This is a genomic window from Bradyrhizobium sp. LjRoot220 (assembly GCF_964252915.1).
GTDB lineage: Bacteria > Pseudomonadota > Alphaproteobacteria > Rhizobiales > Xanthobacteraceae > Bradyrhizobium.
Genome location: NZ_CAXUPS020000005.1, coordinates 257,053 through 271,520 on the forward strand (window position 1 = coordinate 257,053; position 14,468 = coordinate 271,520).

General features: G+C 62.8%; 13 protein-coding genes. 8 read left to right on the forward strand and 5 right to left on the reverse strand.

The window, feature by feature from the left end; all coding sequences use genetic code 11:
* The first annotated feature begins 85 nt into the window (after positions 1-85).
* The 6 genes from ACSQ84_RS22480 (at position 86) to ACSQ84_RS22505 (ending at position 6,904) form a co-directional block, all read left to right on the forward strand.
* Entirely contained in the window at positions 86-1,123 is a 1,038-nt protein-coding gene (locus ACSQ84_RS22480; RefSeq protein ID WP_436213893.1) for a LacI family DNA-binding transcriptional regulator, read from the forward strand.
* Between the two features lie 66 nt (positions 1,124-1,189).
* The gene (gene xylB / locus ACSQ84_RS22485) at positions 1,190-2,647 is read left to right on the forward strand and encodes a xylulokinase (protein WP_436213894.1); all 1,458 of its coding nucleotides are present in this window, start codon (positions 1,190-1,192) and stop codon (positions 2,645-2,647) included.
* On the forward strand, positions 2,644-3,966 hold the full coding sequence (xylA, locus tag ACSQ84_RS22490) for a xylose isomerase (RefSeq protein ID WP_436213895.1): 1,323 nt from the start codon (positions 2,644-2,646) through the stop codon (positions 3,964-3,966). Before xylB ends, xylA begins: the two co-directional genes overlap by 4 nt.
* Positions 3,967-4,016: 50 nt before the next feature.
* The gene (locus ACSQ84_RS22495; RefSeq protein WP_436213896.1) at positions 4,017-4,781 is read left to right on the forward strand and encodes an ATP-binding cassette domain-containing protein; all 765 of its coding nucleotides are present in this window, start codon (positions 4,017-4,019) and stop codon (positions 4,779-4,781) included.
* Complete coding sequence (locus ACSQ84_RS22500; RefSeq protein ID WP_436213897.1) at positions 4,781-5,863, forward strand: ABC transporter permease; 1,083 nt, start codon at positions 4,781-4,783, stop codon at positions 5,861-5,863. Before ACSQ84_RS22495 ends, ACSQ84_RS22500 begins: the two co-directional genes overlap by 1 nt.
* A 99-nt stretch (positions 5,864-5,962) precedes the next feature.
* Positions 5,963-6,904: a sugar-binding protein gene (locus tag ACSQ84_RS22505; RefSeq protein ID WP_436213898.1), complete on the forward strand. Its 942-nt coding sequence runs from the start codon at positions 5,963-5,965 to the stop codon at positions 6,902-6,904.
* 103 nt (positions 6,905-7,007) lie between these two features.
* Here ACSQ84_RS22505 and ACSQ84_RS22510 read toward each other — a convergent pair whose 3' ends face one another.
* The 3 genes from ACSQ84_RS22510 to ACSQ84_RS22520 form a co-directional block, all read right to left on the reverse strand.
* Positions 7,008-8,681, reverse strand: a complete 1,674-nt coding sequence (locus tag ACSQ84_RS22510; protein ID WP_436213899.1) for a caspase family protein — start codon at positions 8,679-8,681, stop codon at positions 7,008-7,010.
* A gap of 36 nt (positions 8,682-8,717) precedes the next feature.
* Positions 8,718-9,158 carry a DUF1353 domain-containing protein gene (locus ACSQ84_RS22515; RefSeq protein ID WP_436213900.1) on the reverse strand — a complete coding sequence of 147 codons (441 nt, stop codon included), beginning with the start codon at positions 9,156-9,158 and terminating at the stop codon, positions 8,718-8,720.
* 343 nt (positions 9,159-9,501) lie between these two features.
* Positions 9,502-9,999 (reverse strand): hypothetical protein, encoded by a 498-nt coding sequence (locus ACSQ84_RS22520; RefSeq protein ID WP_436213901.1) that lies wholly within the window; start codon positions 9,997-9,999, stop codon positions 9,502-9,504.
* Between the two features lie 341 nt (positions 10,000-10,340).
* Here ACSQ84_RS22520 and ACSQ84_RS22525 point away from each other — a divergent pair, with 341 nt between their 5' ends.
* Together ACSQ84_RS22525 and ACSQ84_RS22530 are read left to right on the forward strand one after the other, a co-directional pair.
* Positions 10,341-11,060, forward strand: coding sequence for a response regulator (locus ACSQ84_RS22525; protein WP_436213902.1), 720 nt, complete (start codon positions 10,341-10,343; stop codon positions 11,058-11,060).
* Entirely contained in the window at positions 11,057-12,610 is a 1,554-nt protein-coding gene (locus ACSQ84_RS22530; RefSeq protein WP_436213903.1) for a sensor histidine kinase, read from the forward strand. Before ACSQ84_RS22525 ends, ACSQ84_RS22530 begins: the two co-directional genes overlap by 4 nt.
* 108 nt (positions 12,611-12,718) lie before the next feature.
* Here ACSQ84_RS22530 and ACSQ84_RS22535 read toward each other — a convergent pair whose 3' ends face one another.
* Together ACSQ84_RS22535 and ACSQ84_RS22540 are read right to left on the reverse strand one after the other, a co-directional pair.
* The gene (locus ACSQ84_RS22535) at positions 12,719-13,282 is read right to left on the reverse strand and encodes a putative glycolipid-binding domain-containing protein (RefSeq protein WP_436213904.1); all 564 of its coding nucleotides are present in this window, start codon (positions 13,280-13,282) and stop codon (positions 12,719-12,721) included.
* 156 nt (positions 13,283-13,438) lie between these two features.
* Positions 13,439-14,344 carry an amino acid ABC transporter substrate-binding protein gene (locus tag ACSQ84_RS22540; RefSeq protein ID WP_436213905.1) on the reverse strand — a complete coding sequence of 302 codons (906 nt, stop codon included), beginning with the start codon at positions 14,342-14,344 and terminating at the stop codon, positions 13,439-13,441.
* Between the last annotated feature and the right edge of the window lie 124 nt (positions 14,345-14,468).

Here is a 14,468-nt window from a genome sequence, read left to right on the forward strand (position 1 = left end):
CAGGCGAGACGCCGGTGGAGTGAGACAAGTTCGATCCCTCAGAAATGAGTTGCGTACCTCAAAACACCTCTGCTAGAGGTGGGCGATGAAGGAGCAGGAAGCGCCGCTCACGTTGAGGGACATCGCGCGCCAGGCAGGGGTCAGTCTGGCGACCGTGGATCGTGTGCTCCACAATCGTCCGGGCGTGCGGCCGGACACGGTCCGCCGCGTCAGGGAGGCAGTTGAACGCAACGCCTTTCAGCCCCATGTGGCTGCGGCCGAGTTGGCCCGCGGCCGGGCCCGGCGCTTCGCGTTCGTGATGCCGTCCGGGCCAAACCTGTTCATGCAGCAGATCGAGTCCTATCTCGGCGAAATGGCGGCCTGGCTGTCAGCGCGCCGCCTCGCGGTGGCGACGGTCGCGACCGACGTGTTCGATGCCCCGATGCTTGCCTCCACCCTCGAATCCCTGGCCGGCGACTTCGACGGTGTAGCGGTTGTGGCGCTCGATCATCCCAGCGTCCGCGCCGCGATCAATGACCTGGTCGACGGCGGCACCAAGGTCGTGACCCTGGTCTCGGACGTGCCTTCCTCGCGACGTCACCACTACGTCGGCGTCGATAACATCGCCGCCGGACGTACCGCAGGCGCGCTGGTCGGCCGTCTCGTCGGTCCGAGGCCGGGGAAGATTGCAATCGTCGCCGGCTCGCTTGGCCTGCGCGACCATGCCGAGCGCATCTTCGGCTTCAATCAGGTGATGGAAGCGGAGTTTGCGCAACTCGATGTGCTGCCGGTCCTCGAGGGTCGGGACGAGGATGATCGCTCTGAGCGCCTTACGATGAAGTTGTTGCGTGACCATCCCGACATTGTCGGCCTCTATAACGTCGGCGCGGGAACGCCGGGCGTTGCGAAGGCGCTGATCGACGCGGGGCGGGCGGACCAGATTGTATTCGCCGGGCATGACGTGACGGTGGTGACGCGCAAGCTGTTGCTGCAGGGGGTGATGGACGCAGTCATCTCGCAAAATCCAGGGCATGAGGCGCGCGCTGCTGTGCGTGTTCTGCTCGCGCTGGCCAGGGGCGAGCCGATTCTGAGCGAACAGGAAAAAATCCGGATCGATATCGTGATGAGGGACAATCTGCCGTAGCGCATCATTCAGCGTGGGAGAGGCGACGCAGATCGCCGACCATACGGGAGCAAGGGAGGAGAGTTCGTGTATCTGGGGATCGACGTCGGCACGTCCGGCGTGAAAGCCGTACTTGTCAACGAGGCGGGCGCGGTCGTCGCGACGGCCTCGCGCGGCCTCACGCTGTCGCATCCCGCGCCGCTTTGGTCCGAGCAGGATCCGGATGCCTGGGTCGCTGCGACGGTCGCCGCGGTCGATAATCTTGCCGCCGCGCATCCGCACCAAACGGCGCAAGTTCGCGGAATCGGGCTTTCCGGCCAGATGCACGGCGCTACGCTGCTCGGCGCGGACGGGCGGCCGCTGCGCCCGGCCATTCTGTGGAACGACGGCCGCGCCCATGCCGAGTGCGCTGAGCTCGAACAACATTGCCCCTCGCTGCATGCGATCGCGGGCAACCTTGCGATGCCGGGCTTCACCGCGCCCAAGCTCTTGTGGGTGGCGCGGCACGAACCGGACGTGTTCGCGAAGGTAACCAAGGTTCTGCTGCCCAAGGCCTATGTTCGCTACCGCCTGACCGGCGAGATGATCGAGGACATGTCGGATGGGGCCGGAACGCTCTGGCTCGACGTGGGCCGGCGCTGCTGGTCCGAGACGATTCTGCAAGCGACGGGGCTCGATCCAGGCCATATGCCGCAACTGGTCGAAGGTAGCGACGCCTGCGCCATTCTCGCGCCTGAATACGCGCGGCGCTGGGGCATGCCACGCGAGGTGGTGGTCGCCGGCGGTGCGGGCGATAACGCCGCTACCGCGGTTGGGCTGGGCGCCATCGCGCCGGGCGATGCCTTTCTGTCGCTTGGGACTTCGGGCGTGCTGTTCCGCGTCACGGAGCGGTTTGCGCCGGCACCGGCTTCCGCCGTCCACGCGTTCTGCCACGCGCTTGGCGGCCTGTGGCACCAGATGGGCGTGATGTTGTCGGCTGCGGCTTCGCTGGCCTGGCTCTCGCGTATCCTGGCAACGACGGATTCGGCGTTGCTCGGCCCGCTCGGCGAGGTCGTCGAACGGCCAAGCCCGGTGCAGTTCCTGCCTTATCTCGACGGCGAGCGCACGCCGCACAATGACGCCGCCGCCGCCGGTGCCTTCGTCGGCCTTCGCAGCGCGACGGGACGCGACGATATCGTTCAGGCGGTGCTCGAAGGCGTCGGCTATGCCGCGCGCGACAATCTGGCCGCGTTGGGCGACGCCAGTTCTCCGATCATGGAAGTCGACCTCGTGGGCGGCGGATCGCGCTCGGCGCTGTGGGCGCAGATCATCGCCGATGTGCTCGCTATTCCGGTCCACCGCGTCGAGGAGGGCGAGGTTGGCGCGGCGCTTGGCGCGGCGCGACTGGGCAGGTTGGCCGCCACCTGCGAAGAGCCTGCGACCGTGTGCCGCCGGCCGCGCCGGCTCGCGACCTTCGTGCCGCGTCCCTCGGCCGTCGCCGCCTACGACGACGGCTATCGGCAGTGGCGAAAGCTCTATCCCGCGCTCAAGGAGTTGTCCGCGTGAACGCATCAACGAACTTCTTCGCAACCACCGAGCCGGTCGCCTTTGGCGGCCCGCAGACGGACAACCCGCTCGCCTTCCGCTGGTACGACAAGGACCGCATCGTCCGTGGCCGCCGGCTCGAGGATCATTTGCGCTTCGCCGTCTGCTACTGGCATTCGTTCGGCTGGCCCGGCGGGGACCCGTTTGGCGGCGAGACCTTTCTCAGGCCCTGGCACCACGGCTCCGATCCGATGGCGCTCGCCCACGCCAAGGCCGACGTCGCGTTCGAAATGTTCCGCCTGCTCGATGTGCCGTTCTTCACCTTCCACGACGCGGATGTCGCGCCGGAAGGCCAGTCGCTCGCCGAGTCCGTCAAGAACCTCAACGCCATCGCCGATCGGTTCGAACAGAAGATGTCGGCGGCGAAGGTTCGGCTGCTGTGGGGAACCGCCAACCTGTTTACCCACCGCCGCTACATGGCCGGTGCGGCCACCAATCCGGATCCGGAAGTGTTCACCTACGCCGCCGGACAGGTGCGGGCGGCGCTCGAGGTGACGCATCGGCTGGGCGGCCAGAACTACGTGCTGTGGGGCGGGCGCGAGGGGTACGAGACCCTGCTCAATACCGACATCAGGCGCGAACTCGACCAGCTCGGCCGCTTTGTTTCGCTGGTGGTTGAGCACAAGCACAAGATCGGTTTCAAGGGGCCGCTCCTGATCGAGCCCAAGCCCAAGGAGCCGACCAAGCACCAATACGACTTCGACGTCGCCACCTGCTACGGTTTCCTGCAGCGCTATGATCTTCTGAACGACGTCAAACTCAACATCGAGCAGAACCACGCCATCCTCGCCGGTCACTCATTCCACCATGAGGTTGCTCTCGCACAGGCACTCGGCAGCTTCGGTTCGCTGGATATCAACCGCGGCGACGACCTGCTCGGCTGGGATACCGACCAGTTCGCCATGAACGTGCCGGAACTCGCGCTGGTGTTTCACGAAATGCTGCAGGGCGGCGGCTTCACGACGGGCGGTCTAAACTTCGACGCCAAGATCAGGCGCCAGTCGATCGATCCGGACGACTTGATCCATGCCCATGTCGGATCGATGGATGCCTGTGCGCGCGCGCTGCTGGCCGCCAGCGAAATGCTTGATGGCGAGGTGCTCACGGCCCCGCTTGCCGAGCGCTACAAGGGATGGGCGGCCCCGGAAGGCCGCGCCATCCTCGCAGGGCAGCGCTCGCTCACCGAACTTGCCGACCGGGCGCTCGCCGGCGGCATGGATCCGCAGCCTCGCTCGGGACGTCAGGAATATCTGGAATCCCTGGTCAACCGGTACGTGTGATCCAAGGTAAACTCGATCGCGCGCATCATCGAATGGAATGGGAGACCGTCATGGCAACGGCGACGACGGCCGGGAAACCGGTCCTGGAACTGACCGGTATCGGCAAGGAGTTCGGCGCGATCCGCGCGCTGCATGACGTCGACATGCAGATTTCGCCTGGAGAGGTGGTCGGCCTGATGGGCGACAACGGCGCCGGCAAGTCGACGCTTGCAAAGATCATTGCCGGCAATTTTCGGCCCAGCCACGGCGAAATCCGCTTCGAGGGCGAGACCGTGCATTTCCACCGTCCCGTCGACGCGCGCACCGCGGGGATCGAGGTGGTCTACCAGGAACTGGCGCTTGCCGACAATCTGACGGCGGCTGCCAACGTTTTCCTCGGGCGCGAACTCAAGCGCAGGTTCGGGCCGTTCGCCTTGCTTGACCACAAGATGATGGCGGCGCGCGCGCTCGAGCTGTTCGGAGAATTGCGCTCGGAGACCCGGCCGCACGATCTCGTCAAGCAGATGTCGGGCGGCCAGCGCCAGGCGGTCGCCATCGCGCGCACACGGCTGTCCAACGCCAAACTTGTCCTGATGGACGAGCCCACGGCCGCGATATCGGTGCGGCAGGTCGAGCAGGTGCTGGGCCTGATCCATCGCCTGAAAGAGCAGGGCGTTGCCGTCGTGCTGATCTCGCACCGCATGCCCGACGTCTTTGCGGTCTGCGACCGCGTCATCGTCATGCGTCGCGGCGAGAAGAGGGCGGACCGGCCGATCGGTGCGACCAGTCCCGAAGAGGTGACGGCCCTCATCACCGGCGCGAAGGAGGCGGCGTGATGGCCCTGCCCCTGGAATCCCCGATCTCCTTTGCCAATGTCGGCCAGGCCAGATGGTGGCAGCGCGGCATCCTCGCCTCGCAGACCGGTTACGTGGCGATCGCGCTTCTGATGCTTCTCATCATCATGCATTTCGCCAGTCCCTACTTCTTCACCGAAGGCAACATGCAGAACGTGGCGAAGAATTTTTCGTTCATCGCCATCGCCACCCTCGGGGTCACCTTCGTTATCATCACCGGCGGCATCGATCTCTCCGTGGGCTCGATGATGTGTTTTTCCGCCATGATCACGTCGATGGTGATGACGAGCCTGTCAACGCCGGACATGCCCGGTGCGTCGCTGTTCGTGCACATCGCCGCCGACGGCAAGACCGTGGTCGCCAATCTGCCGGGCCTGATCCTGCTGATCTCGGTGCTCGCGGGACTTGGGGCCGCGCTGATCGTCGGGCTCGTCAATGGTTTCTGCATCGCGGTGCTCGGCCTGTCGCCCTTCGTGACCACGCTCGGCATGCTCTCGATCGTGCGCGGTCTCGGTTATGTCGTCTCGAACGGCAGGGGCAGTTTTCCCGGCGGGCCGGATGCCGGCTATTTCTACGCGCTCACGTCGGGCGATCTGTTCGGCATTCCTGCACCCTTCCTTTATCTCGTCGTCCTTGCGGCGGTGATGGCCGTCGTGCTGCACCACACGGCGTTCGGCCGTCACGTCTTTGCACTCGGCGGCAACGAGCAGGCGGCCGAACTGACCGGCATCCCGGTGGTGCGGGTCAAGATCGAGGTCTACGTGATCTGCGCGCTTGCCGCGGGCCTGCAGGGCATCATCGTGTCCGGCTGGCTCGGCTCGGCGCCGGCGAATATGGCGACGTCCTACGAGCTCAACGTGATCGCGGCCGCGGTTATTGGCGGCGCCAACCTCGCCGGCGGCGTGGGCGGGCCGCTCGGCGCCATCGTCGGCTGCGTGCTGCTCGAGGTGATCCGCAACGGTCTCGTGCTGGCGCAGGTCAACTCTTACTGGCAGCAGGCATTGGTGGGCGTGATCATCATCCTGGCCGTGCTGGTCGACCGGATACGTTCGCGCATGTTGTGATGTTGTGAGATTGCTGTCCGGGTGGACAACGAAGGTACCGTCTATCCGCCCCCGGAACAGAACGTCTTCAGGATAGGCGTCAAAATGTGGAGGACAGCAATGAAACCAATCAGGAAGCTTCTTCTTGCCGGCATGGCGATCGCAATGATGGCCAGCCCGGCGCTCGCCCAGACGTATCGCTTCGTTATCGTGCCCAAGGCGATGAACAACCCGTTCTTCGACGTCGCGCGCGACGGCTGCCTCAAGCGCGCCAAGGAACTCGGCAATGTCCAGTGCATCTACAAGGGACCGGTCGAGCACGAACCGGCAACCCAGGCGCAGATCATTCAGGACTTCGTGACGCAGAAGGTAGACGGCCTTGCGATCTCGGTTGCCGACGTCGCAGCGATGACCAAGTCGATCGACGCGGCGATGGCAGCTGGCATCCCCGTCGTGACCTTCGATGCCGATGCGCCCGGCTCCAAGCGCATCGCCTACATCGGTACCAACAACAAGGATTTCGGCCTCGCGCTCGGCAAGCAGTTGCTGCAGCTCCGGCCGGATGGCGGCAAATACGCCATCATCTCCGGCGGTCCCGGCGCCAAGAATCTTGCCGAACGCGTCGATGGTGTCCGCGAGGCGCTCAAGGGATCGAAGTGGGTCGAGGTTTCCGGCTCGCCGGCCTTCAGCAATGATGACCCCGCGCTCGGCATCCAGCAGATGACCGACCTGCGCACCGCGACGCCGGATCTTGCCGCGATCGTGCCGGTCGGCGGCTGGCCGATGTTCGCGCCCGAGGGCTACAAGGCTTTCGTCAACAAGAACAGGAAGGATATCGACGCCGGCAAGTTCACCCTCGTCGTGGCCGATACGCTCAAGATGCAGCTCGAACTGTTGCGCGACGGCTATTCCAACGCGCTCACTGGCCAGCGGCCGTTCGAGATGGGCGAGAAGGCGATGGACATTCTGCTGGCGATCAAGAAGGGCCAGAAGGTGCCGGAGATCGTCTATACCGGCCTCGACCTCGTCACCAAGGACAATGTGGCGCAATTGCTGAAGTAACGGCGTTTCCACCAGACGGACTTCCTGGCGGTCCGGGTCATCCCCGGACCGTCCATGCTCCGGAAATCGCAGTCGAGTGAATTATGCGCTCGACCGTGCGCACCTAATCGAGAACGGGCTTTTGCGACCATCGTTCGGTCAAGATGACGGCGGCGCCGATCATGATTCCCAGGATGATGCCGACGGGAAACCCATAGATTGCACCTCCCTTGGCCATGGCGATCATGTTGCCGCTATTGCCCATCAGATAGTCCGTGATGACAGCGACAATGCCGAGTTGATATAGCGGTCCGAAAATCAGGCCCGTTGCCAGCACGCCGATACCCAGCGCGGCCCACGAAGCCTTCACGCTCGCCCAGATCCTGCGTGCGCTCAATCGCTCGAAATCGAAATTCACGACCGAGAAAATGAAGATGGACGTGCCCAGGATCGCTCCGGGCAACAGCAAGTCAGGCGTCATGAGCGGGCGTTCAAATCGGCCGAAATACATCGTAATGAGCGGCGCTGCGATCAGGCCGGCCAATCCGCCGCCGCAGATTGTCCCCAGCAGGATTCGCGTCGGCGACCGGTTCTCCGATACGACGAGCCCGCTCAGTCCGATCGATGCGCGCGCCCACAGCAGGCTCAGCATACCCAGGAGAGCGCCAGTCAGTGCCGTCGCGACGGTGATTTCGAGAGGAACGCGGTTGAACTCCCCGTAGCGTTGGTCCCACCCGGTAAAATAGACGGCGCTGAGGAGCATGGCGCCGAGCGAGGTGCCAAGATAGCCGCCAAGGATGCCTTTTTGACTGGACGTCGCCAGATGGCGCCAGGCTGTCGTCGCCCCACCGGCCGCTCTCACGTAGCGGCCCCTGAGCCGCGAATAGACGCTCTGCGCCCCGTACAGCAGGATGCACAGCGAAATGATCGGCAACGTCGCGCCGATCAGGACCCACGGCCATGTCAGCTCGCTCCATGCAAGAACGAGCGAATAGGGAATGACCGTGGTGATCAGGCCGACCAGCGCCATGAGGTTACCCATGAACATCAGCAGGCTGCCAGGGTTGAAGTAGAACGGTTCCATCAAGGAAGACTGGTCCCAGGACTTCTGAATGTTGTTGGTCCGGGCCAGCACATCCTGCCGCACGCGGCTGGTGAGATTGGAGATCGGCAGGTCGGCCGCGTCGACATATTTCAGGAAGCTCTCGGTGAACGGACTGAGATGATCGCCGTCGCCTCCGTCGTAGGCAACCTCGCCGGGACCTGCCGCAAACGCGATGAACGTGTTCATCGCCGCCTGCATGGAGGCAAGGCCGTTCGCTGTGACGAGTTCGCCATCGACCGTGATTTCCTTGCCGATTTTCAGCTGCTTGCCGCCGCCGACGAAGCTTTGCGCGTCGGCGTTGCTGCGGCAGGCATCGAGGAGAATGATACGAACGGCCGTCTCGGCCGTCATTTTCGTCGCGATCGATTGCACGCTGACCAACTGGGCGACGTGCTGATCGGCAAGACGGTCGAAATCGATCGGGACCATATAGTTCTGGTCGTTGATCTGCAGGCCGTGACCGGAATAGTAGAGCAATGACGTCGTCGTGGCCGGCTCGTTCACGCGGCCCAGGAATTTTTCGACGAGAGCCTGCATCGCCTCGAAACCAAGGTCGGTTCCGAAGGTGACCTGGAAGCCGAGGTCGGTCAGGCTGCGGTTGACCTCGGTCGCATCGTTGGTCGGACAGTTGAGCCGGAGATTGCCGCCGTAGCCGCTGTTGCCGATCACCAGCGCCTGTCTCGTCGCGGTCATCTCGCCCCCTAACGAAGCAGCAGGTGCCGCTCCCGATCAAAAGACGTCAAGAGTCTTCCAGACGTCCCATGTCGTCGTCGCTTTGCTTGGAACTTTCTTGAGGATACGTCGCTGGCCTGCTTGACGTAATTCTGCGTTGCTGTCCCAGGCGCCGTTACCTTCGAGACGGACGGCGTTGTAGATGATCGCGATCTTCGCGGAGGAAACCAGCAAGTCCGCCATCGCCGCCTCGAAAACGGCATCGGCTTCCGCCCGCGAGCAAGGTTGAAACCAGTACAGATAGTCGTGAATGATAGCCGGATAGGAATAGCGCGCCGCCGGCGGCAACACGCTCCAGAACGCGACTGGAATGCTCGCAAGATCCGTTACAAAGCCGGCGGGGACGGTGACCTGTGCGGGCGTCCCCTGCGCACCGGCCTTGGCGCGCCATTCCAAGGGCTTTGTCGTATAATAAAAGTCCCAATCTGCGAACGGCACGATCGGTACCGGCGATGATACGAGGTCCTTGTGCGGCGCTAGCGCCGCCTTCATGAACGAGACTTGGTCCGCTGCCATCGCTTAGCTTTCAAAAAAGCTTCATAAAATCAAAGGTTCACGAACGGGCTTCCGCGCGCGCTCGGCGGCGTTGCAGCGTCGACTTCGATCATCAGCAACGCAGGAGCATCCCGCGGCAATCCAATATGCAATCGCCTCTTCTAGCGCAAAATGCAGCCCAACGCAAAGTATAGTATTTCAAGAATTGCACGCTTGGCTTGGCGATCGAGCTTGGGACCCCTGCGCGATCCGGCTTCGGGCAATGGCGTGTGCCCGGTCGCTTGCCTCATCGAGACGGACCGCGTGTGCCATTACTTGACGAGGTAAAGTCACTGGACGAAGCAAAGTCGGGCACTCTGCAACGGAGCTTGAGATTTTTCTCGGACATCTCATCCTCGGTCACCAAACGTGAAATAGCCATGCGCGTTCCACCATATGTCAACTCGAGGGGCGTGGCCGAGTTCGATATATTCCGCAGCAGCAGAACGAGCAGCCAACCTGTCCGAACTGCAGCTTTGCGAAGGAAAAGTCCTTTCGGTCTGGCGTAGTCTTCACCGCCACCGGCTGACGAGCTTTTCGAATGTTCCGGAACGGCTCCGTTGGCCACGGCGTGTATCGCGTCGTACATGTAGCGCTCCTGCTTCGCTGGACATGCGCACGATGCGATCCGGATGTCGCAGAACTTTGCCGGCCGCTGCAGGAAATTGTCGCGATCTGTCTCAGGAATGGTCCATCGCATGGTTCGCGACAGTTGAGCGGCGTTCATTATGGCCGCTTCCGTCATCCGCTCTGCAATGATCCTGCCGTCAATGCGGCTTGCCAAATTGCATCAAGTGAGCAGGCATCCGGGTCTGCGACAATTTGCGACAAAGATGGCTAACCGCGACAACGTTCTGCGACAGCTTGTGCCTAAACTGTTTCAGCCAGGCCGAAAGGGGGCATACTCAGGCCGAGGGCCATACATCGAATAGTGAAGTTCCAAAATTGGTCGGCATCTGGCGATCGCGATCTTAAGCCGCGCAGGGATTTGATTTCACGCCATCGTGCGCGGCCGGTACATTCTGTTACACTTTTCCGATGGGTTGGATGCTGGATTTCAGTATGATCCGGAGCGGAGCAAACCAGATGGATTCGGCACCGCACATCGCCGTCGTGGACGATCATCGTGATATTCGCGATCTGGTCGGCAAATACCTGATGCAGCATGGCTACCGCATCAGCCTTGCGGAGAGCGCTGTCGCAATGCGCCGTTTGCTGGAACGAAGCGCTTTTGACCTGGTGGTTCTCGACGTCATGATGCCTGGCGAAGACGGATTGTCCCTTTGCCGTCATCTGCGCAGCACGACGGACCTTCCCGTTATCCTGTTGACGGCCATGGCGGAGGAGACCGATCGAATCGTCGGCCTGGAAGTAGGCGCCGATGACTACGTCAGCAAACCCTTCAATCCTCGCGAACTGCTTGCCCGCATCAAGGCGGTGCTTCGACGGGTTCAAAGCCTGCCGCCGCAAAGGGGCCGGCTCGCGACCAAGGTTGTACGTTTCGATCGGTGGACCTTCGACGTCAGCCGGCGCGAGTTGGTTGGACACGACGGCGTCGCCGTGCCGCTCAGCACGGCGGAGTTCCGCCTGCTGTGCGCATTTCTCGATCACCCCGGCCTGGTACTCAGCCGCAATCAGCTGCTTGACCTGACGGTCGGCCGCGATGCCGATCCGTTCGATAGGAGCATTGACAATCAGGTCAGCCGCTTGCGCAAGAAGATCGAAGCTGACCCGAAAGTGCCAGCCTTGATCAAGACCCATTGGGGCGGAGGATACAGCCTCGTCGCACAGGTTGAGCAGCCATGATGAATTTGTGGAAGCGCAGCCTGGCTGCCCGCTTTATCTGCTTCACTCTGTTGTCCCTGATGCTGTCGCAAGCAATCGTGTTCTTCATTTCCTGGGATGAACATGGGCAGACGATTCGGAAGTCCGCGAAGGGCGAACTGCTGAGCCGCTGCGCGTCGCTCGCGCGGGTCCTGGAGGCGACCCCTCCGGCGCTTCAGACCGATATCCTCAATGCCAGTAACACCAGTTCGGCGCGATACTGGATCTCGACCAGCGGTCCGAAGGATGCCTCTGCATGGCGGGAGGAGGCATGGGAGCGTTTGGCGCAGCCATTGCCGCGGGTGTCCTTTCGCGGCCATAACGCGCCGGCTGAGGTGAGGCCGGATTTCGCCCGAAATAATGCCAGAAACGGTGACGCCAGCCCCTTGCAATGGATAGATCTGAAGCCGGAAGCCTGGCCGCTGTCCAGGCCGGCGAAATTCCTTTATCTCGATGACGCCACCGGCATGGGATTGGCCGTTCAGTTGGCGGGCGGCGCATGGCTGAACACGGTATTTGCAAAACCCGCGCAAGACGGCTTCTGGACCTCCCAATCCACGCTGGCGCTCGGTCTCTCGGCAACGTTGTTGTCGATCATCGCCGTATTCGCTGCACGCGGCATCGCGCAACCATTGCGCCGCCTGGCCGTCGCCGCCGAAGCCCTCGGCCGTGGTCAGCAGGTCGTGCCGCTGCCGGAAACCGGTCCCGACGATATCCGACGTACGGCCGAGGCATTCAATCGTATGCAAGAACGCCTGCATCGTTTCGTCGACGACCGCACCAGGATGCTGGCCGCCATCGGCCATGATCTGCGCACACCGCTGACCTCGCTCCGCTTGCGTGCAGAATTCGTGTCCGACGAGGACATCCGCGAGAAGATGCTCTCCACCATTTCCGAGATCCAGACGATGACGGAGGCGACCCTCGCATTCGCGCGCGAAGATGCAGCCGCAGAAGACACGCGGACCGTGGACCTCTCGGCTCTCGTGGAAAGTCTGTGCGACGACCTCGCCGAACTCGGCCATGACGTCTCGTTCTCCGAGCGGCAGAAGATCAGCTACAGCTGCCGGCCCGACGCGCTCCGCCGGGCGTGCCGCAACCTCGTCGAAAACGCCATCCGTTATGGCGAGCGGGCGCGCGTCAGCGTGGAGAGAAAGGCAGATAGTATCGAAATCATCGTCTCGGACGATGGACCTGGTATTCCCGACAGCGACCATGAGCAGGTCTTTACGCCGTTTTTCCGGATGGAGAATTCGCGGAATCGCGAAACCGGAGGCGTCGGGCTCGGCCTTTCCATTGCCCGGACCATTGTCCGCCACCACGGCGGAGATATCGTCTTGACCAACGCGCAAAAAGGGCTGCGCGCGGCGATCAGCCTGCCACCGCTGGATGGCGGGCCACCTCCCGTCGGTCGCCCGGCCACCGCCGCGGCTGGGAGGGACGTCGTCAAGACTCTCGACCCGGTACCCCGCGGCATCTCGGCCCGGGCAAACCATCGAGACGATGGTGCTTACCCGGAACACGCTGTTTGAGATTGATCAGATCGTTGTTGGCAGCTCTAATCGCACGCCAAGCGTGATCGGTAAGTGCGTCCGGCGCAGCGCGTTACGGAGGTATCCGCAGTAGCCGCGACGCGCATGTCAGGCGGTCGGCGAGACGCGCTCGAACAGGTGCTCGTAATGCAGCACCAGTCCGTTATCGTCGACCACCAGATCCGCTTCAAAGCCGAACGATAGTCCAAGATCAACGTAGCGTACCCGGCCGGGACCTTGACGGTCGTAGCGCTGGCGCGACCGTGTCACCGTCAGCGCCGGCCCATCGATGAAGGCTGTATCGAGCGGCAGGCATTCTCCTGCGCCAAGGGGCGTCCTGCGAATCGGGAAGGTGTTGCAGAATGGCGTGATCGACAAGTCCGGTTCTTCGGCGCCTTCGAGGTCTGGCCGCAGCACGCCGTCGACCCGCCAGCCGGTTCCGGCGCGTTCCAGATGCAGGAGACCACGGCCTTGCGAATTCCAGCGCTCCACCGTGACGGTCAGCGCGTGCCATTCGGGATCGAGCCGCCAGCGGTGGTCGATGCGATAGCCACCGGCTTCGAGGCAGATCGAGGTGGCGGTGGCCGTGACCTGGTCAGGCTCGATGGTCAGTTCCAGGCGTTCGAGGCCCTCGATATCGGTCCGGCGCCAAAACAGGACGGATGTGCTCATGGCAACTCTCCTTGCTCTCCCCAGGCTTTCCCTACGGGGGCAAGGAGCTTGTGTTACGCCGCCGCGCACCGAACACGCACAAATGTTCGAAGCGGTCTGTCGACGTTCCTTGCTCGATGCAGCAAGGTTCCCTTGAGTCGCATCAGGCCGCGCTGCCTAGCGCTCGTAGCTTGCCGGGTCGGGGCTATCAGATGGGTTTGCGAATGCGTTGCGCAAAACCGCAGGCATCGGATTGCGGAAATTGAGGCCGCTCGGCGGCACCGGCGATTCGAACCATTTCTTGTAGATGACTTCGATCTCCGGGCTGCGGTAGAGGTTCGCGATCGCGCGGTCCGCAACGGCCTTGAACGGGGCATCATCCTTGCGCAGCATGATCCCGTACGATTCGGCCTTCGAAAATGCCTCGTCGCTGATGATATAGGCCGACGGGTCTTTGGATCGCGCGATCGCGACGGCGAGCTGCATGTCATCGAGCACGTAGGCGGCGGCGCGGCCGGTTTCCAGCATCAAAAACGCCTCCGCCTGATCCTTGGCAGCCAGCACCGCCACGCCGAGATTTCGCGCCGTGCTGGTCTGGGTGAGCTGCACCATATTGGTCGAGCCTGATATCGCAACAACAGGCTTTCCCTTCAGCGCGTCGATGGTGGCGATGTTGTCGGCCTTCCTAGCCGCAAAACGGGTCGCCGACAGGAAATGCGAGTTCGTGAACGCCACCTGGCGCTGCCGCTCCGCGTTGCTGGTGGTCGATGAGCAGACCAGATCGACCGTTCCATTCATCATCAGCGGAATGCGGTTGGACGACGTCACGGGACTGGTCTCGACTGTCAGGCTGGAAAGCTTGAGCTCCTGCTTCACCGCGTCCACGATCTTCATGCAGATATCGACGGCGTACCCGATCACCTTCTGATCGCCGTCGAGATAGCTGAAGGGCACCGAGGCTTCCTGGATGCCGAGCACGATCCTGTTGGTCTCTTTAATCTTGTGGAGTGTCCCGGTCAGCTCGGCGGCGCTTGCGGAGGTGGCGATCACGGCAGCGGCAAGCATGGTCAATGACAGACGCATGGTGGTGGGCCTCTTGCAGCATGAACGGAATGGCAGCTGCTGAACTGCCGGGCAACCCTAGCCGACAAGCAGCCATTGCTGACATGGCGACTGTGAAAACCGGCCATATCGACGGCACAGGACC

Bases quoted from the DNA above. Each gene is read 5' to 3' on its own strand.
- ACSQ84_RS22525 (WP_436213902.1), top strand. From the start codon at position 10,341: ATGGATTCGGCACCGCACATCGCCGTCGTGGACGATCATCGTGATATT.
- ACSQ84_RS22520 (WP_436213901.1), bottom strand. From the start codon at position 9,999: ATGACGGAAGCGGCCATAATGAACGCCGCTCAACTGTCGCGAACCATG.
- ACSQ84_RS22495 (WP_436213896.1), top strand. From the start codon at position 4,017: ATGGCAACGGCGACGACGGCCGGGAAACCGGTCCTGGAACTGACCGGT.
- ACSQ84_RS22540 (WP_436213905.1), bottom strand. From the start codon at position 14,344: ATGCGTCTGTCATTGACCATGCTTGCCGCTGCCGTGATCGCCACCTCC.
- ACSQ84_RS22505 (WP_436213898.1), top strand. From the start codon at position 5,963: ATGAAACCAATCAGGAAGCTTCTTCTTGCCGGCATGGCGATCGCAATG.
- ACSQ84_RS22510 (WP_436213899.1), bottom strand. From the start codon at position 8,681: ATGACCGCGACGAGACAGGCGCTGGTGATCGGCAACAGCGGCTACGGC.
- ACSQ84_RS22535 (WP_436213904.1), bottom strand. From the start codon at position 13,282: ATGAGCACATCCGTCCTGTTTTGGCGCCGGACCGATATCGAGGGCCTC.
- ACSQ84_RS22480 (WP_436213893.1), top strand. From the start codon at position 86: ATGAAGGAGCAGGAAGCGCCGCTCACGTTGAGGGACATCGCGCGCCAG.
- ACSQ84_RS22500 (WP_436213897.1), top strand. From the start codon at position 4,781: ATGGCCCTGCCCCTGGAATCCCCGATCTCCTTTGCCAATGTCGGCCAG.
- ACSQ84_RS22530 (WP_436213903.1), top strand. From the start codon at position 11,057: ATGATGAATTTGTGGAAGCGCAGCCTGGCTGCCCGCTTTATCTGCTTC.